General features: G+C 63.7%; 23 protein-coding genes and 1 pseudogene. 8 read left to right on the top strand and 16 right to left on the bottom strand.

Annotation, left to right across the window (positions count from 1 at the left end; translation table 11 throughout):
* Positions 1 to 239 precede the first annotated feature (239 nt).
* From BHMPCIPO_RS30130 to BHMPCIPO_RS30155, 6 genes are all read right to left on the bottom strand, one after another.
* Positions 240 to 1,715, bottom strand: coding sequence for a hypothetical protein (locus BHMPCIPO_RS30130; protein WP_173520493.1), 1,476 nt, complete (start codon positions 1,713 to 1,715; stop codon positions 240 to 242).
* A 308-nt stretch (positions 1,716 to 2,023) separates the two neighbouring features.
* Positions 2,024 to 2,185, bottom strand: coding sequence for a hypothetical protein (locus BHMPCIPO_RS30135; protein WP_173520494.1), 162 nt, complete (start codon positions 2,183 to 2,185; stop codon positions 2,024 to 2,026).
* Positions 2,186 to 2,485: 300 nt separating this feature from the next.
* The gene (locus tag BHMPCIPO_RS30140; protein WP_173520495.1) at positions 2,486 to 4,867 is read right to left on the bottom strand and encodes a bifunctional DNA primase/polymerase; all 2,382 of its coding nucleotides are present in this window, start codon (positions 4,865 to 4,867) and stop codon (positions 2,486 to 2,488) included.
* Positions 4,833 to 5,114: a hypothetical protein gene (locus BHMPCIPO_RS30145; RefSeq protein ID WP_173520496.1), complete on the bottom strand. Its 282-nt coding sequence runs from the start codon at positions 5,112 to 5,114 to the stop codon at positions 4,833 to 4,835. The genes BHMPCIPO_RS30140 and BHMPCIPO_RS30145 overlap by 35 nt, the downstream gene beginning before the upstream one ends.
* Positions 5,115 to 5,418: 304 nt before the next feature.
* Positions 5,419 to 5,784, bottom strand: a complete 366-nt coding sequence (locus BHMPCIPO_RS30150; protein WP_173520497.1) for a hypothetical protein — start codon at positions 5,782 to 5,784, stop codon at positions 5,419 to 5,421.
* 163 nt (positions 5,785 to 5,947) lie between these two features.
* Positions 5,948 to 6,106 carry a hypothetical protein gene (locus BHMPCIPO_RS30155; protein ID WP_173520498.1) on the bottom strand — a complete coding sequence of 53 codons (159 nt, stop codon included), beginning with the start codon at positions 6,104 to 6,106 and terminating at the stop codon, positions 5,948 to 5,950.
* 317 nt (positions 6,107 to 6,423) lie between these two features.
* Between BHMPCIPO_RS30155 and BHMPCIPO_RS33265 the strand changes: the two genes are divergently transcribed.
* Both BHMPCIPO_RS33265 and BHMPCIPO_RS33270 read left to right on the top strand, forming a co-directional pair.
* Positions 6,424 to 6,627 carry a GNAT family protein gene (locus BHMPCIPO_RS33265; protein WP_246304738.1) on the top strand — a complete coding sequence of 68 codons (204 nt, stop codon included), beginning with the start codon at positions 6,424 to 6,426 and terminating at the stop codon, positions 6,625 to 6,627.
* The gene (locus BHMPCIPO_RS33270) at positions 6,618 to 6,881 is read left to right on the top strand and encodes a GNAT family N-acetyltransferase (protein WP_246304739.1); all 264 of its coding nucleotides are present in this window, start codon (positions 6,618 to 6,620) and stop codon (positions 6,879 to 6,881) included. The genes BHMPCIPO_RS33265 and BHMPCIPO_RS33270 overlap by 10 nt, the downstream gene beginning before the upstream one ends.
* Here the strand turns inward: BHMPCIPO_RS33270 and BHMPCIPO_RS30165 are convergent, their stop codons facing one another.
* The 6 genes from BHMPCIPO_RS30165 to hutF all read right to left on the bottom strand — a co-directional run bounded on the left by BHMPCIPO_RS30165 (position 6,882) and on the right by hutF (position 13,212).
* Positions 6,882 to 7,463: a HutD/Ves family protein gene (locus BHMPCIPO_RS30165; RefSeq protein WP_173520499.1), complete on the bottom strand. Its 582-nt coding sequence runs from the start codon at positions 7,461 to 7,463 to the stop codon at positions 6,882 to 6,884. It abuts the gene before it with no gap.
* Positions 7,460 to 8,956 (bottom strand): HAL/PAL/TAL family ammonia-lyase, encoded by a 1,497-nt coding sequence (locus BHMPCIPO_RS30170; protein ID WP_173520500.1) that lies wholly within the window; start codon positions 8,954 to 8,956, stop codon positions 7,460 to 7,462. Before BHMPCIPO_RS30170 ends, BHMPCIPO_RS30165 begins: the two co-directional genes overlap by 4 nt.
* Positions 8,949 to 9,776: a quaternary amine ABC transporter ATP-binding protein gene (locus tag BHMPCIPO_RS30175; RefSeq protein ID WP_173520501.1), complete on the bottom strand. Its 828-nt coding sequence runs from the start codon at positions 9,774 to 9,776 to the stop codon at positions 8,949 to 8,951. The genes BHMPCIPO_RS30170 and BHMPCIPO_RS30175 overlap by 8 nt, the downstream gene beginning before the upstream one ends.
* On the bottom strand, positions 9,769 to 10,626 hold the full coding sequence (locus tag BHMPCIPO_RS30180) for an ABC transporter permease (protein WP_173520502.1): 858 nt from the start codon (positions 10,624 to 10,626) through the stop codon (positions 9,769 to 9,771). Before BHMPCIPO_RS30180 ends, BHMPCIPO_RS30175 begins: the two co-directional genes overlap by 8 nt.
* 139 nt (positions 10,627 to 10,765) lie before the next feature.
* Entirely contained in the window at positions 10,766 to 11,800 is a 1,035-nt protein-coding gene (locus tag BHMPCIPO_RS30185) for an ABC transporter substrate-binding protein (protein ID WP_173520503.1), read from the bottom strand.
* A gap of 35 nt (positions 11,801 to 11,835) precedes the next feature.
* Positions 11,836 to 13,212, bottom strand: coding sequence for a formimidoylglutamate deiminase (gene hutF / locus BHMPCIPO_RS30190; protein WP_173520504.1), 1,377 nt, complete (start codon positions 13,210 to 13,212; stop codon positions 11,836 to 11,838).
* Positions 13,213 to 13,349: 137 nt separating this feature from the next.
* On the opposite strand from hutF, the gene hutC reads away from it, so the two are divergent.
* Both hutC and BHMPCIPO_RS30200 read left to right on the top strand, forming a co-directional pair.
* A complete protein-coding gene (hutC, locus tag BHMPCIPO_RS30195; RefSeq protein ID WP_173520505.1) occupies positions 13,350 to 14,093 on the top strand; it encodes a histidine utilization transcriptional repressor HutC in 744 nt (247 codons plus the stop codon).
* A gap of 114 nt (positions 14,094 to 14,207) precedes the next feature.
* Positions 14,208 to 17,132 carry an aminotransferase gene (locus BHMPCIPO_RS30200; protein ID WP_173520506.1) on the top strand — a complete coding sequence of 975 codons (2,925 nt, stop codon included), beginning with the start codon at positions 14,208 to 14,210 and terminating at the stop codon, positions 17,130 to 17,132.
* Between the two features lie 30 nt (positions 17,133 to 17,162).
* On the opposite strand, the gene BHMPCIPO_RS30205 is transcribed toward BHMPCIPO_RS30200, so the two are convergent.
* The 4 genes and pseudogenes from BHMPCIPO_RS30205 to BHMPCIPO_RS30215 all read right to left on the bottom strand — a co-directional run bounded on the left by BHMPCIPO_RS30205 (position 17,163) and on the right by BHMPCIPO_RS30215 (position 20,745).
* Positions 17,163 to 18,221 (bottom strand): aspartate aminotransferase family protein, encoded by a 1,059-nt coding sequence (locus tag BHMPCIPO_RS30205; RefSeq protein WP_246304740.1) that lies wholly within the window; start codon positions 18,219 to 18,221, stop codon positions 17,163 to 17,165.
* Positions 18,222 to 18,226: 5 nt separating this feature from the next.
* Positions 18,227 to 19,117: pseudogene (locus BHMPCIPO_RS33275) on the bottom strand (type I glutamate--ammonia ligase); the annotation flags it as partial.
* 37 nt (positions 19,118 to 19,154) lie between these two features.
* Complete coding sequence (locus tag BHMPCIPO_RS30210; RefSeq protein ID WP_173520507.1) at positions 19,155 to 19,817, bottom strand: cysteine hydrolase family protein; 663 nt, start codon at positions 19,815 to 19,817, stop codon at positions 19,155 to 19,157.
* Between the two features lie 46 nt (positions 19,818 to 19,863).
* Positions 19,864 to 20,745: a MurR/RpiR family transcriptional regulator gene (locus BHMPCIPO_RS30215; protein ID WP_173520508.1), complete on the bottom strand. Its 882-nt coding sequence runs from the start codon at positions 20,743 to 20,745 to the stop codon at positions 19,864 to 19,866.
* A 179-nt stretch (positions 20,746 to 20,924) separates the two neighbouring features.
* Here BHMPCIPO_RS30215 and BHMPCIPO_RS30220 point away from each other — a divergent pair, with 179 nt between their 5' ends.
* From BHMPCIPO_RS30220 to BHMPCIPO_RS30235, 4 genes are all read left to right on the top strand, one after another.
* Positions 20,925 to 22,796, top strand: coding sequence for a branched-chain amino acid ABC transporter ATP-binding protein/permease (locus BHMPCIPO_RS30220; RefSeq protein WP_173520509.1), 1,872 nt, complete (start codon positions 20,925 to 20,927; stop codon positions 22,794 to 22,796).
* Between the two features lie 21 nt (positions 22,797 to 22,817).
* Positions 22,818 to 23,981, top strand: a complete 1,164-nt coding sequence (locus BHMPCIPO_RS30225; RefSeq protein WP_173520510.1) for an ABC transporter substrate-binding protein — start codon at positions 22,818 to 22,820, stop codon at positions 23,979 to 23,981.
* Positions 23,982 to 24,069: 88 nt separating this feature from the next.
* Complete coding sequence (locus tag BHMPCIPO_RS30230) at positions 24,070 to 24,807, top strand: ABC transporter ATP-binding protein (protein WP_246304741.1); 738 nt, start codon at positions 24,070 to 24,072, stop codon at positions 24,805 to 24,807.
* A 23-nt stretch (positions 24,808 to 24,830) separates the two neighbouring features.
* Complete coding sequence (locus BHMPCIPO_RS30235) at positions 24,831 to 25,718, top strand: branched-chain amino acid ABC transporter permease (RefSeq protein WP_173520511.1); 888 nt, start codon at positions 24,831 to 24,833, stop codon at positions 25,716 to 25,718.
* Positions 25,719 to 25,839: the final 121 nt, after the last annotated feature.

Below are 25,839 nucleotides of genomic sequence, written 5' to 3' on the forward strand. Positions count from 1 at the left end.
GTCACGCGGGCGGATAGTATTGCTGGTTTTACATCCGAACTCAGCAATGGGGCTGCCGTCGACGGCCACATGTCCCTACATAGCGTCGACGGCTATCGCGGCCGGCAGACCGCGAAAGGAAAAATGCCGCCCTGGGGGACGGCGAAATGGTGCGAAGGGATGCGCCAGCCGGAGACAATGTCTCAGGGACGGCGTTCTTCCCTTCCTATTTACCTTGCCGCCGAGTTACCAAATGGGGACTAGGCGGCGATGATTTTCTTCAGATTGTCGTTTGCAGCGACCAGTGTCTTCTTGCCGTATCGTTCTGCAGTCTTTCCGTCTTTTCCTAAGGCCTCGCCAACTTCTTTGAAATTCGCGGCAGTCGCAGCAAGGTTTAGCGCCTTGCGCTCTTCCGGCGGTAGCGCTGCAGCCCACCGCTCAAATTCCTGTTGGCGTGCAATCTCGTCGGAGATGTCTTCCCATCGCTCAAGCGGCTGGTTGCCTTTCGGGTTCGACATCCAGCCCCCGACGAAATTGTCGCTGATAGTCGGCGCGCCGCACGGCAGTCCGTCGGGGTAGCGAGTTACCTCCGGTAACGGGCCTGCCAAAAGTGCGGCGTGGTCTTCCGCCGTGAAAATAACCTTTCGGCGCATCTTACCCGCTTTGATGAAGCGCAGCTTTTCGTTCCCATCCTCGTCCGTCTCGATAACCGTCTTGCGGTCGACCTTAAACAGCGATGCCCAGTACGATGCGCTGCGCACCTTCTCTGCCGGGTCGGGCTCCGGGCCGAGCAGTTCGCCGAAGCGGTCCTCCTGATGGAGAATTGTTCCTTCTTCAACGCGGGTTCCATCCGCGACGGTCTTACCGTTGCCAATGCGCAGCCTGCCAGCGCGGACGATGACGTTGTGGCTCTTCTTGACGCGTCCAGCCTTGTCTGTCTTGTCGTCCACCTTTTGATAGTCGACATCAATCGGACGCATCTCGATGGCGGAGCAACCGCCCAACTTGGCGTGCCGCCATTCGGCCGTCGGGCCGGCTTTCCTTATGAATGACAGCAGCTCCGCATCGGACGAGCCAGGCCGCATGCGCCGCTCTAGGTTCGATGCGGGTCGCGCCGACTGCTCTTCGCCGTCGTAATTGTCGTTGTCGGCCTGAAACCAATTAGTGCCGTCGAGCGATAGCGGCGCGCGCATCCTCGCCCACGTCAGCAGAAGAGCCAGGCTGTCCGCTAAGTGCCCATTCCGCGGCGACTCCGTCTTGGCAGTCCGAGAGAATATGTCGGAATCGTTCGCCGGCAACGTCGCCCATATGGCATTAGCCCAGGCACGCCAAATGGCTGTCGGGCCGTCGTTCTCCATCCGGACGAGGGTGCCCTTAGGGCGCTGATAGCGCGTCGGAACGATGCGGCCTTCGCGGATAGCCGTGAAATGCAGGGCGATAGCGTAGAGGCGACGCAGGCGTTCCGAGATACTCATGTATCGTCCGGACGCGGCGATGTCGTCGCCGTCCACGAGGTCCGACAGAAATTTTTCCGGAATCCATGGCGCGCTGGCTGCCTCAGGCGAGAGAGGCGATTCCGGCGCGGTCTTTTCCAGCCTTAGGACGGGCTGCTTCCCGGCCAGCCAGAATGCCAGCTTGCGGTTGCTATAGAGCCGTTGTCCGACAAGGATGTGTTCCCGTCGATTCCACGAATGGTGGTGCTCCGCGGCGATGCCACGGCTGTCGTTGATTGTCATTGAGTTCCCCAGGTCGTGCCCATCAGGGCTAATGGCCGACAATAAAGTCGGTCGGTTTCTGGCCGCTTTTGCGGCTCTTGTTTTGGCGGCTTATCCGCCGGCGCGATGGCCTTACGGTTGTAAGATAGATCGGTTTTACAATTCAGTCAATAGGCTGACTCATACTTTTATTCGTTTGTCAATCTATTTTTTACGCATTTGGGAATGACCCAATTTCAGAATGTCTTGAGCGATGCGGGAGCGCCGGTTCCGGGCCTGTTTGGCAAAGTCGCGACCCACCCCCGGCGACGAGCGGCAAGGGGTGTGGCTCACGCGGCCATGTCCCTCTGCACGTTGTCATTGGCTGGCCGCAGATCTGGGCGCCAATGGTAGAGCTCAAGCCAGGTGACGCGCCGCATAGTGATGCCGCTTGCTGTCGCGTAGCTGCGACGAGCTGCGCTTTCGATGTCTGTCTCGGCTTCTGCTTCCATGATGTCTCCCGCTTGTGGAATCGAAGGCATGTCCGTTTTTCGCACCCTTAGTCCTCTCAGGCGCAAAAACACCCTGTTTTTCCGGTGGGGGGGTGTCCCCCTCGTTTTTGCCGGACATACCTTCGGCCAATACATAGCTATATAATTGATATATATATACTATTTACTATTTAAAGGCATGTCGAAGGTATGTCTGAAGGTATGTCGAAGGCATGTCGAAGGCATGTCTGATTTCGAGGTCGAAGGCATGTCCAAAACAAAACAGGACATACCTTCGACTGCGCTTAAACAGGCCTTTCGCTATAGCTTCGCGCAGGGTTTCGCATCCTCGGGCAAGTGAACCCGAGACCAGTACCGCGTCCTAGTCTGCCCACGAACGCCTGGCTGTTCGGCCAGCACGATCTCGCCGGCTTCCTCAAGTTGCGCCAGTACATCGTTGAGCCGGTTGCGATCGAGGCTGCCTTTCACGCGCCGTGTGATGACGCCAAGTGCCAGTCCTTCAGACTTCGCTCCGTCCACCATCCGCTTCATGCGGAGGTATTCGCGCCCCTTCTCATTGTCAGCCACGTTATCGTGCGCACCGCGCAGGATTGCCCGAAAGCTGGCCTCAGCAACTCGGTTCGCCCACTCTTGGATTTCCAGCGTGATGACTGGCTCTTCCGGGTCGCAACCGACAGCCACGATCAACGCCAACCTGGCCGCATGCTCGCCGACACGACTGCGGATCGGACGATATTGGGGGTCGACTTTCAAAGCGCGCATCCGGTCGTCGAAGCCTTCAAAGACATCCTCGACTCCGTCGGCGTATGAAGCCGTGACCATGGGCCAGGGCTTGGTTTTGCTCGTGGCCGAAAGCGCATAGAAGGCGCCTGGCCCGTAACGTCCGCCGCCTTGCCAGCCAAGCAGCTTATCCACCATTTCTCCGAACTCAGCAGGCGGATTGTCGATGCTGCCGGCGGGTCGCCGTACTTTCTTCGGCGGGGTCGTGCCCGCATCGATGACAAGCAGACGGCCGAGCAGGCCTTCGGAGATATTCCCGCTGCCCAATGCCTCCCAGAACGTCGAAGGCGTCGAAACGCCATGCATGACAAGGCACGGCTGCACGACGCGTGAGAGATTGCCGTCGGCCTTCTCCGCACCGCCCCAAGTGCCGAACGGCGCGCCTGTGAGCTCCATCAAGGCTGTCAGGATCTCCTTGTTGTGTGTCGCTGCGTTCCGTCCCGTAAGTTCCGCGAGCCACTTTCCGAACTCGTCGACAACACCAAGCGCAACCGGAAACTTGCGCAAGCGTCCTGCAAGGCCGGGGAGGCTGCGCAGCTTGTCGGCCAGTAGGGTCTCCGCGACTTTCTCGCCGTCCGTGGCCGTGGCCAGAATAGCGTCCTCCGCTCGGATCGAGATGTCTTTACCGAAACCAGACTCCGCCAGTGCGACGGCATAAAGGTTTGAGCGCAAGCCAGTCGGCCCCTTGTACCTGCGGCCAGCAAGCACGGCGGTAGTCGCGAGCGCCGAAACAAGCGAGAGGTGCGGCGAGGGGAAACGCGAGCAAGACGTGATCCAGCGCGCGAACTTCCCGACGGCGCCAGGCGGGTAGCAATCGGCCTCGGGAATGGTGTTGGCGTCGAATGTAGCCTCGACGTCATCAAAGTCGTCGTCGTCGTTATCGTTGTCGGCAACAACATGAGGGCGAGCGTTGAAAGACATGCGCGTCACGGCCGGCTGGCGCGTCTCCCATCCGAAGTCCGCAGGATCGCGCCCCAATCGCTCGCACAGCCAGTGCGCGGCCATCGTCGTCGTGGCGGCGCCGCCGAAGTCGATAACGAGTTGAATCGGAGTGGTGGTTTTCTCTTCGCCGAAGTCGCGGATGCCGTCAGGGTGAATGCTGATGTCTTCCTCGAGATTGCGGCCGAGATCCTTGGACGTGACGCGCCATGCGCCAGTGCCGGCTTCCTTGCTGGCGGTTGAGAAGAGCGACGTCACCCACGCATCAGTGTTTGCCAAGGCTGCCGAATTGACGCGCTGCCAGAACGTGTCGCCGCCTTGCGGCTGCTTCCGTGGCTCCGCCTTCTTCGTCAAGGGCTCACCGGCGGCTGCGAGAATGGCGGCTGCATCTGCCAGGAAGGTGTCGACCATCTCTGGCGTGATCTCCGGCAGATCTTGCAGCGGCAGCGTCAGAGGATCGCCATTCGACCAAGTATATGGCTTCTGGGTTTCGACGTGATCGCCGAACGCGACAAACTGATTGCCAGTACCCAAAACCTCAACCTGGCACTTCTCGCCCGAGACGCGATACTCCGGCGTCTCGCGTTTTGACCGTGGATCTGTTGCGCGGAATATATAAAGGCACTTCGGAGCCTTGCCAGTGCGGCAGGGAGCATGCGCAGCGCCGGGAATCTCCATCAATCGTTCAATGAGCTTTTCAGAGATCGTAGCGCCGGGCGCGTCGATATCAATGGCGACGATGTCGCCGGTTAGGATGCCGGTGCTGATATGGTCGGGATAGCGGCGAATGTAGCCGTCGACCTGCGCGGCCTGCATGCGCATATTCTGCCAGCGCTTGAAGTGCGGCCACTTGCCCTTGACCGGCACTGGCGCGTAGCCGTTGTCAATGAGGGCGCGGCGAAGGTTCGCAAGGTCGTGAGTGTCGGGTTCAGGCTGCGCTGCGGACGTTTGAATGTTGGTCATTATGGCTCCGGTATTCAATAATGGCGAGATCGGCGATTTGCCCGCGGACGGCAGGCGAGAAAGATGCCGTCGGGCTGCCGTTATAGGTGTTGGATGGATAGACGAGGTGCGCACCGTCTGGCGCCTGCACGAGTTGCAAGTCGTACAAGACGATCTCGGTGGTGATGGCGAGATTGAACGTCATCAGCGCACGAAAGCCACGCGCGCTCGGAGGCGCGTCAAGGCGCCTGATGTTCGTGATTTTCATTGGGGTGTCTCTGGTGCGTAGGAACGAAGTGCGCTTAAGAGCGCTTCCTGCCAGGTGCCGAGATCAATGATATCAAGGGCTTCCGTTCGGCTATTTTGAACAGAACGGACCTCCGCTACCATTTCTCCAATTGTTTGATTCGGATACCTGGGCACGTTCCTGCCCGAGAACGCATCGGCTAGCCGTCTTCTCATTCTCAGCACCGACGCAGTTCTGCGATATTCGCCAGGTGAAGCGGAAGCGAGTGGTTCCGCACGGGCAGAGATCAAGCTGTGAGAGCCCCCCCGTCAACAGGGGCCCTCACTCAATGGCGTGTCGGCTTCAGCGGCAAAGTCAGCGCCGGCCCGCTCTTGACCCCGAACTGCCTTCTGAACTGCCGTGACGCGCTGCCGTCGAAAAGCGATTGCGGCAGCGGCGCGCCGATGGACCATTTGTATTTGGCTTCCGGATCATTGCTCAGGTCTTGGTGTGTCACCGCGCTCAAGGGCAGCACATATTCCGGCTTGCGCAGGCCTCTCTCGGAATTGCCCAGCCACGTCAGGACGATCAGGATTTCGCCGCCGAGTTCGAGGGCATCTAGTGCCAGCTGTTTCCCGCCGACCGATGCGCGGACCGCCTGTTCGTGGAGCTTGAACGCACTGAGCTTCAGTTCGCTTTGCGGATCCGTCATTTCCGGGGCCTTTCTAAAAAGCATTGTCTGGGTTCGAGCGGGGACGCGCTCGGCAGGCGTTCCCTATCACAATGCAAGCGGCCACCGAAATGGAAGGATTGCTTGTCAGCTCCCGCTCCCGCCGCCGCTTCGAGCGGTGGGCCCAAGCGAAGCGGAATACGCCTCAGCGGTGGATCGACGAGGTGATCGCCGAGTAGTCGGGCAGGGTGATATCGGCGATCTCGGCTGCCCGATATTGGGACAGGGCGAAGTGCATGATGGCGATCACGGTGATCGAGAAGACCAGTACGGTGACGTTGACGCCGAAAGCGGTCCTGATCATGTCCGTTGTCCTCCGAGCCCTGCGTTTGTTGACGTGTGTCGGTAAAACCGTGACATGGAGACTATCGTGTGGCGGCAACTTGGCTGTTCCCCGGGGAACATGAGATATGGTTACCGAAAACTTAACCGGCGTTGCATGAAAGGCGCACTTGCCCAAATGGCTTGCGATCTGCGCGCCCTCGAGTAGGGTGTGCGCCTCGTGCCGCACAGGAATCGTGCCCGGACATCTTCGCACCTGGCGCCTCAAGCACTGCTTCGGCTCGAGCCGGAAGCTTTGCAATCCTCGTCGGCGCCTCGCTTTTTTAAAGTGATTGTTTCATGACCATTTCCATTCGCCCGTCCCGTCCTGACGATTTTCCACGCACCTTCGAGATCTGGCGCAGCGCCGTGGTCGCCACGCATGATTTCCTGACGCAGGAAGACTTTGCCGCTATCGAAACGATGGTCCGAGACCAGTATCTGCTGCCGGGTTCTGGATTGCGGCCGATGAAAACGATGAGGCGCTCGGCTTCATGGGCGTGAGCGGGGCACAGATCGACTCGCTCTTCGTCCACGCCGATGCGCGCGGCAGCGGCGTCGGCCGGCGGCTCGTCGAACACGCGATGACGCTGCATCCGGTGCTGACGGTCGATGTCAACGAGCAGAATGCATCGGGTGCCGGGTTCTATCAGCGCCTGGGTTTCGAGACGGTCGGACGCTCACCCGTCGATGATGCAGGGCGGCCCTATCCGTTGCTGCATCTCAGCCGAGGCTGGGCCGGGCGAACAGGGGCCTGATCATGCCGCCGGTTTGTCGATGGTGACCACGAACACGACGGCAGAGGCCGCAGGCTCAATCGTGACGGCGGCGGATCCTTCAAGGATCGCCGTGTCTCCTGCTGCGAGATCGGCTTGTTCCTCTGCCGCTGCCAGGCGCACCGCGCCGCCGTGGCAAAGGATGAGGGTCGCTTCCGCCGTGCCGTCCACTGTCTGCGGATGGTCGGTCGCCAGGCGTCGAACCGTATGGGCGAGCCTGCCGCGCCGGGTCATGACGTTGAGATCGACGATCGGACCGTCCACCAGCGTCGCAGAGGTCGCGACATCGGCGGGGAAGGGGAGCGGGGCCGTCTCTGCGGTCATCACGATGGGCTCGCGACCCTCGATCATCAGCCGCATGCCGTTGCCCTGAAGGATCGAGAGCGTGCGGTCGATCCCGGGGAAGCTCGAGAAAGGGCCGTCGCTGGCGACGGTCGCCATGCTCACGCGCCAGTCGAAATCCGAAAGCGAGGCCTTTTCCGGGAAGACAGCGATCTCCACCGTCTCGCCGCCGCCGTTCTTCCACGGCATGCGTTTGTAGGTGCTGGCGCGCAGGATCTTCATGGCATGGTCTCTTCGATGAGTGCGCGCATGCGCGCGAAGTCGCCGTTCAGCGGCCGGTCGTCAGAATAGGTCGGGATCTTCGCGCGGATGCGCCGGTAGAGGCCGTCCGTGCGTGCGGCGCGGCCGCGTGGCTGCAGGTCATAGGCTTGCGTGGCGGCGAGCAGCTCGATCGCCAGGATGGTTTCGAGATTGTCGGCGATCGAGAGCGCCTTCCAGGCGGCTGGCGTCGCATGGGTGAGAATGTCCTCCTGCAGCGCCGAGGTGATGCCGCCGTCGAGGCTTGCGGGGGCGGCGAGGCGCCGGTTTTCGGCGGCAAGCGACGCAGCCGTATATTGCGCGATCATGAAGCCGGAGGAGACGCCGCTGTCGCCGGCGAGAAAGGCCGGCAGGCCGCTCACCAGCGGGTTGACGAGCCGGTCGATGCGGCGCTCGGAGATGGCGGCGACCTCGGCGATGGCGACCGCCAGGCTGTCCATGGCAAGGCCAAGGGCGGCACCCACCGCATGGGCCTGCGAGTGCACTTCCGGCGCCTCGGGCGTCCCTGATACGGCCGGGTTGTCGGTGAGGCTTGCGAGTTCGCGGTCGACGACTTCGGCGACCTGGGCCAGGGCATCGCGCGCAGCACCGTGGACGTGCGGCACGGCGCGAAGGCTCAGGGGATCCTGTGTTCGCGTGCCGGCGGTCTCGGCCAGCATCGGGCTATCGGCGAGGTAGGCGCGGAGCGATGCCCCGACCGCTTCGAGCCCCTTCGAGCGGCGAAGCGCCAGCGGGACGGCGGCGAAGGCATTGGCCTGGCTGCCGAGGTTTTCATAGGTCATGGCGGCGGCCGCGTCCGCCCAGTCGAAGAGGCGGGCAGCGCGCCAGAGCGCCAGGGCCGCAAGTCCCGTGGCGCAGGGCGTACCATTGACGAGGCTCAGGCCCTCCTTGGCCTCGAGCCGCAGCGGCTTCAGCCCGATGCGAGCAAGCGCCTCGACGCCGCCGATCTTGGCCTCGCCGTCATCGACGGTTCCGTGGCCGATCAGCACGAGGCCGATCGCGGCCGCGTGGGTCAGATAGCCGACCGAGCCGCGCGACGGGATGTCCGGGACGAGATCGGCGTTGAGGAGCGCAAGCAGCGCCTCGACCGTCTCGATGCGCACACCGGAATAGCCGTGGGCGAAGTTGGCGATCTGCGCCGCCATCACCGCGCGAGCCTCGGCGCGGGCGAGCGGCTCGCCGACGCCGCAGGCATGGCTGAGGATGATGTTGCGCGACAGTGCCTGCTGGTTCTCGCGATCGATGACGATGTCGCAGAGCGCGCCGACGCCGGTGTTGATGCCGTAGCCGCGGATGCTGCGCTCGACCAGCGCGTCGACGATCCGGCGGGCATGGACGATGCGCTGCCGTGCGGCATCGGAAAGAGCGAGCGGGGCGCCATTGGCGACCGCCGCGATTTGCCGCCACGTCAGCGGCGCATCGAGGATTATGCTCTCAGCGCTTCTACTTTCACTCATGGGCTTCCGGTCGTCCCTGTCGGCGTTGCACGAACCGGGCGACGTAATCGTTGGCCGGCCGCTCCAGAATATCGTCCGGCGTGCCGACCTGCACCACCTGACCGTCCTTGAGGATGGCGATTTCCGAACCGATGCGCAGCGCCTCGTCGAGATCGTGGGTGATGAAGACGATGGTTTTCGCGAGATTCTGCTGCAGTTGCAGCAACTGGTCCTGCATGTCGGCGCGGATCAGTGGGTCGAGCGCCGAAAAGGCCTCGTCCATCAGGATCACGTCGGTATCGGCGGCGAGCGCACGGGCAAGCCCAACGCGCTGCTTCATGCCGCCGGAGAGCTGGTGCGGGAACTTGGCGTCGTAGCCGGCAAGGCCGACGGTCTCGATCCACTTCATGCCGATCTCGCGGGCTTCGGCCTTGGGCAAGCCGCGCACGCGCTGGCCGTAGACGACGTTCTGCAGCACGGTTCGGTGCGGCATCAAGGCGAAGCTCTGGAACACCATGCTGACGCGGTGCATGCGGAAGGTGCGCAGCGCCTTGGCATCGAGGTCCAAGATGTTGTTGCCGTCGAACGCTACTTCGCCGCTGGTCGGCTCGATGAGCCGGTTGATGTGGCGCACCAGCGTCGATTTGCCGGAGCCGGAAAGCCCCATGATCACGAAGATCTTGCCGGCACCGATCGTCAGGCTGACATTGTTGAGGCCGACGCTGCAGCCGGAGCGGGCGAGGATTTCGGACTTGTTGAGCCCTTCCTTGGCCATGGCGAGCGCGGCCTTCGCGTCCTGTCCAAAGATCTTGTAGACGTTGCGGATCTCGATATCAGCCATTGCGCGGATCCTCCGTCTGGCTCTTGCCGAAGCCTTGTGTGATGCGGTCGAGAACGATCGCGAGAATGACGATGCCGATGCCGGCTTCGAGCCCCTTGCCGACGTCGAGCGTCTGGATGCCGTTCAGCACCTGCTCGCCGAGGCCGCGGGCGCCGATCATCGAGGCGACGACCACCATCGACAGCGCCATCATGATCGTCTGGTTGAGGCCGGCCATGATCGTCGGCGTGGCGAGCGGCAGCTCGACGCCGAAGAGGATCTGGTTGGGGCTGCCGCCGAAGGCGGTCGCCGCTTCCACCACCTCATGGTCGACCTGGCGGATGCCGAGATCGGTGAGGCGGATCAAGGGCGGCACCGCGTAGATGATGGTCGCCAGGATCGCCGGCACCTTGCCGAGGCCGAAGAGCATCAACGCCGGGATCAGGTAGACGAAGCTCGGCATCGTCTGCATGACGTCGAGCACCGGCAGGGTGATGTTGCGCACCATCCGGCTCTTGGCGACAAGAATGCCCATCGGCACGCCGATGACGACCGAGACGATCGTTGCCATCAGCATCAGCGCCAGCGTCTGCATCGTCAGGTCCCAGAGGCCGAGCACGCCGACGAAGAACAGGAGAACGCCGACGACGACCGTCAGACCCCAGCGCTTGGAGCTCTGCCAGGCAAGCGCCATGAAGATGAGGATGACGACCCACCAGGGCAGGCCGCGCAGGATCCATTCGATGAACAGAACGGCTTTCAGGATGACGCCGCTGATCGCCTTGAAGACCCAGCCATAGCCGCTGACCAGCGCCTGGATGAAATCGTTCACCGGCCCGCGAATGGAGAGATTGAGAGTATCCGGAAACATCGGACGGTTCCTTGCTCGGACCGACGGGCGCAGAAAGGCGGCCGACGGCGCTTGCCTCGGGTATTGTGGCCAGTCGCCGGCCCGGGCTCACGCGTCGCGTTGAAAGCGGCGAGGGACCCGAGCCGGCGATGAGGGGCGATTACTTCAGGCTGGCTTCGATCTTGCCGCGGGCTTCATCGGAAACCCACTTGCCCCAGACGTCGGCCTTGGTCTTCAGGAACTCGGCGGCGGCCGCCGTCGCGTCGACCTTGTTGTCGGCCATGTAGGCGAGGCTGCCGTTGACGGCGTCGAGCGGGAAAGTCGCCTTTTCGAGGATCGCGACGATCTCGGGCGCTTCCTGGGCAAAAGTGCTGTTGACGCCGTAGGAGACGTCCACCGACGGGAAAGCGCAGCCCTGGTCACGCTTGCCGTTGGCGCTCGAAAGCTCCTTCCAGCAGGCTTCGTTGTAGGCCGGTTCTTCGAGCTGGACGAGCTTGAACTTGCCCATGATCGCGGTCGGCGACCAGTAGTAGAAGAGGATCGGCTCGCCCTGGAGATAGGCCGAGGTGATGGCGGAATCGAGCGCGGTGCCGGTGCCCGGGCGGAAGTTCACATAGGTCTCGCCGAGCTTGTAGGCTTCGAGCTTGGCGGAGCTCACGCCCTCGCAGGTCCAACCCGACGGGCAATTGAGGAAGCGGCCCTTGGACGGTTCTTCCGGATCGGCGAAAAGCTCGACGATCTTGGGATCGGAAAGCTGCGAGACGCTCTTCAGGTCCGGTGCCTTGGCTTCGAGATTGCGGGAGGCGTCACCCTTGATCACGTATTCCGGCACGAACCAGCCCTCGCTGGCGCCGACGAAGGTCTTGCCGATGGCGACGACCTTCTTTTCCTCGACGGCCTTGTTCCAGACGTCGGAGCGGCCAAGCCATTCCTCGGCGAAGATCTGCACGTCGTTGTTGGCCGTCGCCTGCTCCAGCGTCACGGAGTTGCCGGGGATCGAATCCACCTGGCAGTCGTAGCCCTTGGAAAGGATGGTCTTCATCACTTCGGTGATGAAGGCACCGCTTTCCCAGTCGATGCCGGCGAAGGTGACGGTCTTGCCGTCGCCGCAATAGGAGGCGCTGGCGCTGCCGGTGGAGGCCGCAAGCACGAGGCCGGTGGCGGCAAGCGTGAGTTTCAGTTTGTTGATCGACATTAAGCTGTTCCCTTTTTTGATTTTGGCTTCGATGACTATTTCAGTTTCATCAGCACCCGCGCGAAGGCGCGGTCGATATCGTCCTCGCGGTCGTGGCGTCCGTTCCGGATCTTCCACTCGCCCGCGACCATGACGTCGCGGACGCTCTCGCCGCCAAGCGCAAAGAGCCAGCGGTCGAGGATCTGGTTGTCGCTGGCGGCGGCGATATAGGGGTTGCTGCCGTCGAGCACGACGAAATCGGCGCGGGCACCGACGGCGATGCCGGCCGTCTTCTGGCCGGCAGCCTGGGCGCCGCCTCTAAGTGCGGCGTCGAAGATGGTCCGGCCGATCGAGGCGCCCGGGCCCGTCGCGAGCCGATTGCGGCGACGATCGCGCAGGCGCTGACCGTATTCGAGCAGGCGCAGTTCCTCGGCGACGCTAGTCGCCACATGGCTGTCGGTGCCGACGCCGAAGATGCCGCCCTCGGCCATGAAGTCGACCGCCGGGAAGATGCCGTCGCCGAGATTGGCTTCGGTGGCAGGGCAGAGGCCGGCGACTGCGCCCGAACGCGCCAGGCGCTGGCGTTCGGTTTCCGTGAGATGGGTCGCGTGGATGGCGCACCAGCGCTGATCAACCGGCATCTCATCGAGCAGCCATTCGACCGGGCGGCGGCCGCTCCAGGCGAGGCTATCGTCGACTTCCTTGGTCTGCTCGGCGACATGGATATGGATCGGGCCGGAAACGGGCGCCGCATCGAGGATGATGCGCATTTCCTCGGGCGTTGCCGCGCGCAGCGAATGGATGGCGTAGCCGAGCGTGTTGCTGGCTTCGCGGTAGAGCGGCTCAAGGCGCTGGAGTAGGGCCAAGAAACGATCGGGATCATGCAGGAAGGGTCGCTGACCGGGGTTCGGTGCGACCCCGCCGAAATTGGCGTGCGCATAGAACACCGGCAGATGCGTGAGGCCGATACCGGTGGTGCGGGCGGCGGCGAGAATGCGCAGCGACATTTCCGCCGGGTCGGCATAGGGAGTGCCATCGGCCTGATGATGTAGGTAATGGAATTCGGCAACATGGCCGAAACCGCCCTTCAGCATCTCCGTGTAGAGCTTGGCGGCGATCGCCTCGACATCGTCGGGGTTTACCAGCCCGACGGTGCGATACATTTCCTCGCGCCAGGTCCAGAAGCTGTCGTCGCCGCTGCCGGCGACCTCGGCAAGGCCGGCCATGGCACGCTGGAAGGCGTGGGAATGAAGGTTGGCGATTGCCGGGATCAGCGGGCCAGCCGCACGCTCGTCGCCATTGGCGGCGGCGCTGCCGGTTTCGATCGCTGCAATGTGACCCGACGCGTCGAGCGAGATCGCGACGTTCTGGGCCCAGCCGCCGGGCAGGAGCGCCCGTTCTGCAAAGATCCGGTTGACGGGAAAAGTGGCCATGTGCATTTTCCTGTACGTAGTTGTATATGGAACTATAGATATTTTGCGCTGGCGCGCAAGCGTGAAATGAACGAAAAGATTTGTGAGCGAATGCGCATGATTTGTTCGGCATTCTGGAAAAGGCGGGGCGTGAGTTGATGACGGCACTCAAAAAACGAAACGATATGGCCGCCTTCGAAGACGGGCCGGTGCCGCGCTACGAGGCGGTCAAGCAGTTCATCCGCAGCCGTATCGAGAGCGGCGAGTGGCCGGCGCATCACCGCATCCCCTCGGAAAACGAGATCGTCGCCGACCTCGGCGTCAGCCGCATGACCGCCAACCGGGCGCTCAGGGAACTCGCGACCGAAGGCGCGATCACGCGGGTGCAGGGCGTCGGCTCCTTCGTCGCCGCGCACAAGGGCAGCACCGCCCTCTTGGAAGTCCGCAACATCGCCGATGAAATCCATGAACGCGGCCACATCCACACGTCGCTGATGACGCTTCTGCAGGAAGAGGTGGCGACGCCCGAAATCGGTTACGCGCTCGGACTTGCAACCGGCGCCCGTGTCTTTCATTCGATCATGGTGCATTCGGAAAACGGCCTGCCGATCCAGATCGAGGACCGTTTCGTCAATCCGGCGGTCTGCCCGCGTTATCTGGAGCAGGATTTCCAGGCGATGACGCCGAATGCCTATCTCACTGCAGTCGCGCCGATCACCCGCACCGAACAGATCGTCGAGGCTGTGTCGCCGCAGCCTTGGGAATGCAAGCTGCTCGGCATCGACCGCAACGAACCCTGCCTGATGATCCGCCGCCGCACCTGGTCGGAGACGGCCAATGTGACGACGGCACGGCTGCTCTATCCCGGCACCCGCTATCGCCTCGAAGGCATGTCGCAATAGATCGGGATGGATGCTTCGGCAGAAAACCGCACATCTTTTCCTCATCCCGCTCTAATCTCGACACTATTCCGGTCGATTCGGAGGATCGACCGCCGTATGGGAGGATGACGAGATATGGTTGAGGACGCGCTGAAGCTTCGCACCGAGCTGCCGAGGCCCGATGTCAGCGCCGAGGAGGCGCGGGCGCTGCTGGCCGAGCACTACGGTCTGTCAGGCACGATCAGCGAACTCGGCAGCCAGCAGGACCGCAACTATCGCATCGATACCGGCGAGCGGCGCTATGTCTTGAAAATCTGCCGTGCGGAATATGGAGCGCTCGAACTCGAGGCCCAGAATGCGGCCTTAGAGCACTTGTCCCAGCGCCTGACTTCGGCGCGTGTTGCGGAAGTGGTGCCTTCGCTCAAGGGCGAGGCGATCGAGAGCGTTACCGTTCGCGACCAGGCCTACCGCATCCGCCTGCTGAATTTTCTCGATGGCGAGCCGCTCACCCGGCGCAAGCATCTCTCGCGTGAAGCCGTTTCCGCGCTCGGAGACCTGGCCGGGCGGCTGGCCGCCGCGCTGCAGGACTTCGAGCATCCCGGGCTTGAACGCGAGCTGCAATGGGACGTGCGCCGCGCCGGTCCCGTCGTGCTCCATCTTCTCGCCGACATGCCGGATCAGCAGCGCAAGAAGCGGATCGCCGAAATTATGGTCGGCGCGATGCGGCGTCTGCAGCCGCTCACGGCGGAACTGCGCGTCCAGGCGATCCATCATGATGTCACCGATGACAATGTGGTGAGCCAGCCGGATGCGGCCGGCCGTCCGATCCCGGATGGCGTCATCGATTTCGGCGATATCCTGAAGGGGTGGCTGGTTGCCGAACTTGCGGTCACCTGCGCCTCGCTGCTCCATCACGCCGATGGCGACCCCTGGTTCATCCTGCCGGCGGTCAAGGCGTTTCATGCGGCGTGCCCGCTGACCGAAGCGGAACTGAAGGCGCTCTGGCCGCTGATCGTCGCCCGCGCCGCCGTGCTCATCGCAAGCTCCGAGCACCAGCTTTCCCGCGAGCCCGACAACGCCTATGTCGAGGGCAATGCCGCGCATGAGCGGGAGATCTTCGATGTTGCGACCTCGGTTCCGCCGGCGGTGATGGAACACGCCATCCTGACGGCGGCGGGGCTTTCCCCCGCGTTGACGCCTGTCACGGGAGAAGGCCTGATCCGGGGGCTCGGGCCGACCGACGTGCGTCCGATCGACCTGTCGATCCTGAGCCCGCTGTTGCCGGAGGAACGCTGGCAGCACCAGGGGCTGCCGATTTCGCTGCTGCAGCACGCCGCCCACGCGATCGGGGTCGCGACCACCCGCTACGGCGAGTACCGGATGACCGAAACGCAACGCAGATCGCCGAAGCCCGACCCGACGCTGGCGCTGCATGTCGACATCTGCCTGGAAGCGGGCCGCGAGATCGTTGCCCCGTTTGCGGGGCGCATCATCCGGCAGGACGGGCTGCTGGTTCTGGACGGAGCCGAGGCGAGCCTTTTCCTTGAAGGCGTCGAAGTCGGTGGCGAAATCGAGGAGACCGTCGCCGCCGGTGACGTGGTCGGTGTCGTCTCGGGTGAGCAGCAGACCTATGGCCTGATCCGCGTGCAGCTTTGCCGCGAGCACGGCCTCGTTCCGCCGCTCTTCGTGATGCCGCATCAGGCGGAGGCGTGGAAGGCCTTGTGCCCGTCGCCGGCCGCCGTCCTCGGCTTCGAATGCGATGCGCCGGAACCGCACAGCGACGCGCTGCTTGCCCGTCGCCGGCAGCATTTCGCCAAGCCGCAGAAGAACTACTACCGGCACCCGCCCCAGATCGAGCGCGGCTGGAAGGAATACCTCTTTGACGTCGAGGGCCGCAGCTATCTCGACATGGTCAACAACGTGACGATCCTCGGTCATGGGCATCCGCGACTGGCGTCCGCGGTCGGGCGGCAATGGTCGCTGCTCAACACCAATTCGCGCTTCCACTATGCCTCCGTCGCCGAATTCTCGACGCGGCTGGCGGCGCTTGCGCCAGACGGGCTCGACACGGTGTTCCTGGTCAATAGCGGCTCGGAGGCGAACGATCTGGCGCTCAGGCTTGCCTGGGCCCATTCCGGCGCCCGCAACGTCGTCAGCCTGCTCGAGGCCTATCACGGCTGGACGGTTGCCAGCGACGCAGTCTCCACCTCGATCGCCGACAATCCGCAGGCGCTCGAAACACGACCGGCCTGGGTGCATCCGGTGCAGGCGCCCAACACCTATCGCGGCGAATTCCGTGGTGCCGATACGACCGACAGTTATGTCCGCGCCGTCGTCACGAAGCTTACCGAGCTCGACGCCGCCGGCGAAAAGCTTGCCGGCTTCATCTGCGAACCCGTGTACGGCAATGCCGGCGGCATTCCTTTGCCGAAGGGTTATCTCGACGCGGTCTATGCCATGGTGCGGTCACGCGGCGGCGTCTGCATCGCCGACGAGGTGCAGGTCGGCTATGGTCGTCTCGGCGACTACTTCTGGGGCTTTGAAGAGCAGGGCGTCGTTCCCGATATCATTACCGTCGCCAAGGGCATGGGCAACGGCCATCCGCTCGGCGCCGTCATCACCCGGCGCGAGATTGCCGATGCGCTGGAGAAGGAGGGGTATTTCTTCTCGTCCGCCGGCGGCAGCCCCGTCAGCTCCGTCGTCGGCCAGACCGTGCTCGACATCCTCACGGAAGAGCGGCTTCCGGAGAATGCCCGTGTCGTCGGCGGCCATCTGAAGGCGCGGCTCGAAGCGCTCGGACAACGCTTCCCGCTGATCGGCGCCGTGCACGGCATGGGGCTCTATCTCGGCGTCGAATTCGTGCGCGACCGGGAGACCCTGGTGCCGGCGACAGAGGAGACAGCAGCGATCTGCGATCGCCTGCTCGAACTCGGTGTCATCATGCAGCCGACCGGTGACCATCTGAATGTGCTGAAGATCAAGCCACCGCTCTGCCTCAGCCGGGAGAGCGCCGACTTTTTCGCCGACATGTTGGCGCGGGTGCTGGAGGACGGCTGGTAAAGCCATCGGTGGCACTGCCGCCGAGCCAGGCTACCAGCCGGCGAAATCCGCCAGCACTGTGTCAGAAACACGACCGGCGCCCACATCGTCGAAGGCCTGGTCGAGGATATCGAGTGCCGCGTCGATGTCCTGAACGGTGATCGTCAGCGGCGGCGTCATCTCCAGCACGTTCGAATTCATGCCGACATAGTAGACGACGAGGCCGAGCTCATAGGCGCGGTAGACGAGCTTGGCCGTTTCACGCGATGCCGGCGTTCGGTTCTGACTGTTGGTGACGAGCTCGACGCCGCAGGCAAGCCCGCGCCCGCGAACATCGCCGATCAGGCGATGACGTTCGGCAAGGCGCTGCAGACCCTGACGGAGCCGCTCACCCTTGCGCTCCGCCTCCCGCGCAAGCTCTTCGCGTTCGATGGTTTCGAGGACCGCCAGGCCGGCGGCAGCGGAGATCGGGTTGCCGTGCAGCGTCTGCATGGCGAAGGCATTGGCGCAGTCGAGCACCTTGGCCGGACCGATCGCGGCGGAGAGCGGCAGCCCGCCGCCAAGGCCCTTGCCGATCGTCAGGATGTCGGGGACGAAATCCTCATGCTCGAAGCAATGCAGCCGGCCGCTGCGACCGAGGCCGACTTTCACCTCGTCACAGACGACGAGCACGCCGTATTCACGGCAGATCTCGGCAAATGCCCGGAAGAAGCCGGGCGGCGGAACGATCAGGCCGCCATCGGACTGGATCGGTTCGATGAAGGCGGCCGCGAACCGTTCCGGCGCCGCTTCGAGCGGCTGGCGCAATTCGTCGAGGATCGCGCCGCCCGTCGGGTCGTCGCGATAGGGTCGGTAGGGGTCGGGATAGGGGAGCAGGAGCAGGCCGTCGGCCTTCGCCGCGCCTGCCTGGACGCTATGGCCGGAGAACGCCATCGAGCCCGTGGTGCAACCGTGATAGGCGCCGACGAAAGCAATGACGCCCGTGCGGCCCGTCGCCTTGATGACGGCGCGGAAGACGGCCTCGTTGGCATCGGAACCGGAATGGCCGAACCAGACCTTGTTGTCGCCTCGCGGTTCTTTTCGCCGAGGCAGGTGTAAGCGGCGCTCCAATGGTGCGGCACGAGCCGCATGTAGGAGAGCACCGACGGAGCGGTAAAGGCGGTCAGCGCCGGCAGGTGCTTGACGACACCGGCGGCGAAGGAGCCGGCGGCCTTGGAAAGCCTGCCGGGACGCGAGGCATCGAAGGTCACCGGATTGCCGTCGAGATCGGTGAAGCTCACATGCAGGTGCACGCCGTTGCCGACGCCGCTGGCGGATGTCTTCGGCGCGAAGCTCGCATTCCAGCCGAAGAGGGCGGCGACTTCCTTGGTGATCGCGCGGATGGTGGCTCCACGATCGGCGGCCGTCAGCGCGTCGGCCGGGCGGCAGGTGATTTCAAACTGGTCCTTGCCATATTCCGGCAGGAACATTTCCGGCTCGGCGCCGGCTTCCTGCAGCGCCGTCATCAGCAGCGGGCCGAAGGGCTCGGCGCGGCGCTGGGCGCGCAGGCCGAAGGAGGGAGCATCCGGCCAGTCGACGCCGAGCAGCTGGAACTCCTGCTCGACGGCGGAGATGACCTTGAGGCCGGCGTCCTCGTACTCCTTCAGCGTCCGTTTCAGGAAGCTGCGCACGCAGCAGTCCCAGGCATTGCCCTGCAGGTCGGTGATATCGGAGTGATAGAAATGCAGCGGCGTTTCGTCGGGCAGGCAGGTGACGCGCGCCTTGCTGTTGGGGTCGGCGATCAGCCGAAGGTCGCCGGCCGAGCCCCAGGGATTGTTCTCGGCAATCTGGTCGAAGGGCGTCAGCGCCAGGTTGGCCGGTACCCAGCCGACGCCCTTGCGCAGGTAGTCGTCGATCTGTGCGGCGGCGAAGCTGCGGCCGCGGGTGATGCCGGCGATATCGGTCGTGACGAAGGTGGCGAGTTCCGTCAGTTCGGCGGCCGCCGTGCCATTGTTGGTTTCGGTCATGGGTTCCCCTCTTGTCTCTGTTTTCTTCGGCGGCGATCTAGGCTTGGCGCAGGCCGTTCAGGCGGCTGACGACGGTGTCGGTGTCGGTCGTCCAGCAATAGCCGGCATAGGCGCGCAGTGCTGCGTCGTGGCGCTGCTCGCTGTAGGTGGCGCAGGCATCGTTGACGACGGTGACGAGGTAGCCGCGGTCGGCGGCATCGCGCACGGCCATGTCGACGCACTGGTCGGTGATGACGCCGGCGATGATCAGGTAGCGGGTGTTGAGGTTGCGCAGGATGTAGTCGATGTTGGTCGAGTTGAAGACGCCGGACGACGTCTTCGGCAACACGATCTCGTTGTCGACTGGCGCGAGTTCCGGAATGACCTGGCCCTCGGGCGCGCCCTTCGGCACGTGCATGTCCGAGAGCTTGTGGTCGAGCGAACGGTCGCGGCCGTCGAGCGTCAGGCTCTCTATGATCGTGTGCAGCACCTCGCAGCCAGCCTTTCGGGCCGCTTCCAGAATACGGACCTGGTTGGGAATGACGGTCTGGCGCAGGCGCCTGTGGTAATAGCTGTCGGCATCCTGCGGGTGGGTCGGGTCGAGGTTCGGCTCGCACCAGATGCGCTGCATGTCGACGAACAGCAGCGAGGTGCGCCCAGCCTCATAGGCACTGTCGCGCCTCAAGAGATCGTCGCCAACCTTTACAGTGATCGCACTCATTCGAAGTCTCCTCGGTTTGTCTGGTTCGCCATGACGGCGGAAAGGCTCAGCGGTCGTCCTCGACCTGCGGATTGAAGGCGTCCTCGGTGATGGCGTAGCCGCGGCGCAGTTCCTCCATGCGCTCGATGCGGCTGCGCGACTGGGTGGCAAGGCGGGCGGTCAGCGCCGCGATCAGCGCCTCGGTCTGGGCGATCGCCGGCACCATGGTGTCGTAGGGCGAGACCGTGTCGACCGGCGCCATCAGCGTCACGGTGGCGAAATCGGCGATCGGCGAGACCCAGCGGTCGGTGAAGAGCACGATGCGCGCACCTTGCGCCGCCGCCTGGCGGGCGAAGCGGATCGTGTCGTTCTGGTAGCGGCGGTAGTCGTAGACGAAGAGCACGTCGCGCTTGCCGAGATCGACGAGCTGGTCGACCTGATCGGCCTGACTTCCGTTGATCCAGCGCGTATCGCCGCGCAGCTGCTTCATGTGCGACCAGAGCAGGCCGGCGAGAAAGCCGCTGAAACGGCCGCCGAGGCAGTGGATGCGGGCGCCCATGTCGGCTGCGGCATCGACGGCGGCCTCGAAATCTTCCGAAGGCAGCATCTGCATCGAGGATTCGAGCGCATGGATGCTGGCGCGCAGGAAGTACTGGTAGAAGTTCTCCTGCTCCAGCGACGGCCGCCGTTCGTCCAGCATTGAGAGCGGCGAACTCATGCGCTCCTGCACTTCGCTGAGCAGCGCCTTCTGGAATTCCGGATAGCCCTCGAAGCCGAGCTTGTTGGCAAAGCGCACGACGGTCGGATTGCTGACGCCGGCGGTCGCGGCGAGATGCGCGACCGTGTTCAGGCCCGCTGCCGGATAGTTCGACAGCAACTGCCTCACGATCTTCAGTTCCGAGCGCGTGAAGGTGATCGCGCCGTCTGTCAGTCGGTCCCGGATTGCCACGATTTCTGCCTCCCAAAAATGATGGCGTGAACCCCAATTTCTACTTTTTGTTACAGAATTGCTAGCAGAGAATGTTTTTTGAAACAAGATTGACATTTGATCGATCTGCGATAACGTTCATTTCGGGAACGGGCCCGAGCCAAAAATATGAGGCGGGCCGAAAATTTGGGGGAATGCGGATGGTGCGCGTCAGGCGAGAAACCGTCTTTGGTATCCTTGTAACGTCGCTGCCGCTTCTGGCCGCCGCCGTGGTCGCCTCGCTGTTCTTTCCGGGCAGCGGCGAGCGCCTGGTGACGCTCTACATGATCAACGTCATCGCCGTGCTCGGCATCGGCATCTATGCCGGCAATTCCGGCATCGTTTCCTTTGGCCACGTCGGCTTCATGGCGATCGGCGCCTATGCGTCGGGCCTGTTGACGCTCAACCCGATCATCCAGAAGACGGCGCTGCCGCACCTGCCGGAATGGCTGGCGGGCATCGGTATGCCCTTCGTCCCGGCGCTTATGCTTGCGCTGGTCGTGGTCGCCTTGGTCGCGGTGCTGATCGGTATTCCGGTCGCGCGCCTCGGCGGCTCATCGGCCTCGATCGCCACCCTCGGCTTCCTCGTCATCATACATGTCGTGCTCGTCGCCTCGACCGACTTCACCCGCGGCAGCCAGACCTTTTTCGGCATTCCGCGCGCCGTCAATCTCTGGGTGGCGCTGCCCTTTGCCATCGCGGCCGTCGCGGTCGCGCGCCTCTACCGGGATTCGAGTGCCGGCCTGAAGCTCCGGGCCTCGCGCGAGGACGAGATTGCCTCGGCCGCTGTCGGCGTCAACGTCAAGCTGCACCGCTTCTTCGCCTGGGTTCTGGGTGCCCTGCTTGCCGGTGCTGCCGGCGCGCTGCTTGCGCATTTCCTCGGCGCCTTCTCGCCCAAGGACTTCTATTTCAACCTGACCTTCATGCTCTTGGCGATGCTGATCCTTGGCGGCATCACCACGGTCTCGGGCGCCGTCGGCGGCGCTGCGGTGATCATGCTGATCGTTGAATTGTTGCGTAAGCTCGAAGGCGGCGTCGATCTCGGCTTTCTGAAGCTGCCGACGGTCTTCGGCCTCACCGACATCGGCATTGGTGTTGCGATCCTCGTGGTGATGTATCGCCTGCAGGACGGCCTCTTCGGCGTGCGCGAGCTCGACGAGCGTTTCGGCTGGTTCAAGCGCTTCGCTTCAAAAAGCGTCGTCAGCTCTGCGTCGGCAGTGGCTACCCCTTCAGCCGGTCAGGGCGTGCTTCAAGTCGAAAACCTCGGCAAGAGGTTTGCCGGGCTCGTGGCGCTGGAGAACGCCAACTTCGAGATCAGGCCCGGTCTCGTCACCGGCCTCATCGGCCCGAACGGTGCCGGCAAGTCGACTTTGATCAACAGCGTTTCCGGCGTCGTTCCGCCGTCGACTGGCCGCGTCTTGATCGACGGGCAAGATGTCGCGTCGCTCGCCGTTCACGCCGTTCCGGTCGCGGGTCTCGCCCGCACCTTCCAGAACATCCGCCTGTTCAAGAACCTGACGGTGCTCGAAAACGTCACGGTCGCGGCAAGTGCGCTGAAGTCGGGTGAGGATCCGGCGGCGCGCGCCCTGACGGTGCTGGCGGAAGTTGGGCTCGAGGACTTTGCCGACAGGCTGGCCGGCACGCTTTCCTATGGGGCCCAACGTCGCCTGGAGATCGCCCGCGCCCTGGCGCTGAAGCCGCGCTACCTGCTGCTCGACGAGCCGGCCGCGGGCATGAACCCGGCCGAAACCGAGGAACTGATGCATGTGCTCGACCGCATCCGCACGAAGTACCGCCTCGGGCTGCTTGTCGTCGAGCACGATCTGAAGCTGATCATGCGGCTCTGCGATGTCGTCGTCGTGCTCAACAAGGGCCAGCAGATCGCCATCGGCACGCCGGCGGAGATCCAGGCCAATCCTGAAGTCATCGAGGCCTATATCGGTCGCCGCCGCTCATCGGCGCAGGCGCGAAGCGAGCAGGGGGAAGTCTCCGGGTTGCCGTCCAGCGCGCCGGGTCTGCACAATCCTGCATAATCAAGAGAGGGAACTTTTCAGATGAAAAAGAACGTCAAGGCCCTGTGCCTCACCACCATGCTCGGCGGTTTCATGCTGTCGCCGCTGCCGGCGCTTGCGGAAGACCTGGTCATTGGCCTTGCGACTGCGCAGACCGGCGGTCTCGCGCCCTATGACCAGCCGTCGCTGAAGGGCCTGGAAATGGCCGTCGAGGAGATCAACGCGGCCGGCGGTGCGGCCGGCAAGTTCCCGATCAAACTCGTCGCCAAGGATACCCGCTCGGATGCGGCCCAGACGGCGCTGGTGGCACAGGAGCTGGTCGACCAGGGCGTCAAGATCATGATTACGCCCTGCGACGCCGATCCGTCGATTGCCGCCGGCCAGGTGACCCAGGCCGCTCAGATCCCGGCCTTCTCCTTCTGCGCGACGACACCGACCATGCCGCTCGCCGTCGGCGACTACATGTTCGGCAACTATCCGGCCGACAACGTCCAGGCCTCGGTGCTTGCGACCTATGCCATCGAGAAGGGTTACAAGAAGGCCTACATCCTGAAGTCGCCCGACAGCGCCTATACGCTGAAGCTGCCTGAGTATTTCGCCGCCGCCTTCACCGCCAAGGGCGGCGAGCTCTTGGGCGAGGGCACCTTCAGCATGGGCCAGCAGGATTTCGGCGCCGAAGTCACCAAGATCAAGGCGATGAACCCGGCGCCGGACGTCATCATGACAGCGGCCTACGAGCCTGATTTCCCTGCCTTCATCCGCCAGCTGCGCGGCGCCGGTGTGACGATCCCGATCCTCGGCAGCGACGGCATCGACTCGCCGACCACCTTCGGCCTTGGCGCGACCGTCGACGGCGTCGTCTTCACCACCGCCGGCTTTGCCAGCGAAGGCAGCCCGCTCGCCGACTTCAACGTGAAGTACAAGGAGAAGTTCGGCCAGGTGCCGGACACGGTCTATATCGCCAACGGCTACGACCTCGGCAAGGTGATCGACGCGGCGGTGACGGAAGCCAACAGCACCGATCCGGTCGCGATCCGCAACGCGATCGCCTCGCTCGAAAACGTCCAGGGCGTGACCGGCCCGATCAGCTATGCCGGCACGCAGGGCATGCCGCTGCGCGCGGTGTCGCTGGTGCGCATCGAAGGCGGCAACCGCGAACTGATCAGCCAGGGCGTACCGGCGGCCGCCGATATTCCGGCTCCCTGATCCGCTTTCATCTGGCGATCCCTGCTTTGTCGGGGATAGCTCCCGCTGCCTGCGCCGCCTCGCAATTCATGGCAAGGACTTTGCCCCGATGATGATGAGTGAAATTCCCGTCCCGAAGCCGCTTCTGGAAGTGAGCGGTCTCAAGGTCGCCTATGGCGCTGTCGAGGCGCTGAAGGGCGTCGACCTCACCGTCGGCAAGGGGCAGATCGTTACGCTGCTCGGCGCCAACGGCGCCGGCAAGAGCTCGACCCTGAACGCGCTCGTCGGCTTGGCCGCGAAGAAGGCCGGACGCGTCTCATTCAACGGCCAGGATATTTCCAATCTCGCGCCGGAGCAGATCGTCCGGCTCGGCATGACGCTGACGCCGGAGGGGCGGCGGATCTTTCCGAGCCTGACGGTCGACGAGCACCTGCTGCTTGGCGGCGCCATGCACAAGGCGCGCGGGGCGATATCTGAGGTGCGCGAAGACATGCTGTCGCGCTTTCCGATCCTGAAAGAGCGTCTCATGCAGAAAGCCGGCTCGCTCTCCGGCGGCGAACAGCAAATGCTGGCGATCGCCCGCTCGATGATGTCGTCGCCGGACCTGCTTTTGCTCGACGAACCTTCGCTCGGCCTTGCGCCGCAGGTGGTCGACCTGATTTTCGACCTGATCGCAGGGCTCCGGCAGAAGGGCCTGACGATCCTGCTCGTCGAGCAGAATGTCTCGCTCTCGCTCGAGATCGCCGATACGGGCTACGTCATGGCCAATGGCCGGATCGTGCTGTCGGGCACGGCGGCCGAACTCCGCAATTCAACAGAAATCCAGGGCGCCTATCTCGGCGCCTGAGCCGAGTGCGTGGAGGTCAATTCATGGACATGTTCCTGCAGCAGCTTGTCAATGCGCTCAGCCTCGGCGGCACCTATGCGCTCCTGGCGCTTGGCCTTGCAGTCGTCTTCTCGATCATGGGGCTCATCAACTTCGCCCATGGCGAACTGATGACGGCGGCCGGCTACGGGCTCTGCTTCGCCCTGTTGCTTGGGCTGCCGTTTCCGCTCGCCGTCTGCGCGGCGCTGATGATCGCGATCGTGCTCGCCATGCTGATGGAGCGCATCGCCTTTCGGCCTGTGCGCGGCGCCAGCGGCACGACGCTGCTTCTGACGAGCTTTGCCGTCAGCGCCATCCTGCGCGTGATCTTCCAGAATTTCATTTCCGCCCGTCCGAAGCCGGTGCCGATGCCCGAGAGCTTTTCCGGCACGATCGAGATCGGCGGTCTGCATCTCGGCCTCATTCAGGGCACCTCGATCCTCGTCACCATCATCATGCTTGCCGGTCTCAACCTCTTCCTGCGCACGACCGTACTCGGCCGCGCGATGCGCGCGGCTTCGGAAGATTTCGCCATCGTGCGGCTGATGGGCATCCGCGCCAATGCGGTGGTCGCCACCGCCTTTGCGATTTCCGGCCTGCTCGCCGGTGTCGCCGGCATCCTCTGGGTGGCGCAGCGCGGCAGCGTTGATCCGCTGATGGGTTTCCTGCCGGTACTGAAAGCCTTCATCGCCGCGATCATCGGCGGCCTCGGCAGCCTCTCCGGTGCCGTTGCCGGCGGCTTTCTCCTGGGCTTCATCGAGGTGTTCCTGCAGGCCTACCTGCCGGAAGGGCTGCTCAGCTACCGCGACGCCTTCACCATTCTGCTCGTCATCGGCGTGCTTCTCTTCGCACCGCAGGGCCTGCTTGCGCGGAAAACGATCGTCAAGCTCTAAGCGCACCGGGGATCGGTTGCTGGATGCAACAGCAAAACGCCGCGATGGAAGTCCGTCGCGGCGTTTGTCTTTGTTGAGGTGGCCAACGGGGTCTGTTGTTCCTATTCACCGGGCAGCGGTG

This window comes from Ensifer sesbaniae (assembly GCF_013283665.1).
Taxonomy (GTDB): domain Bacteria; phylum Pseudomonadota; class Alphaproteobacteria; order Rhizobiales; family Rhizobiaceae; genus Ensifer; species Ensifer sesbaniae.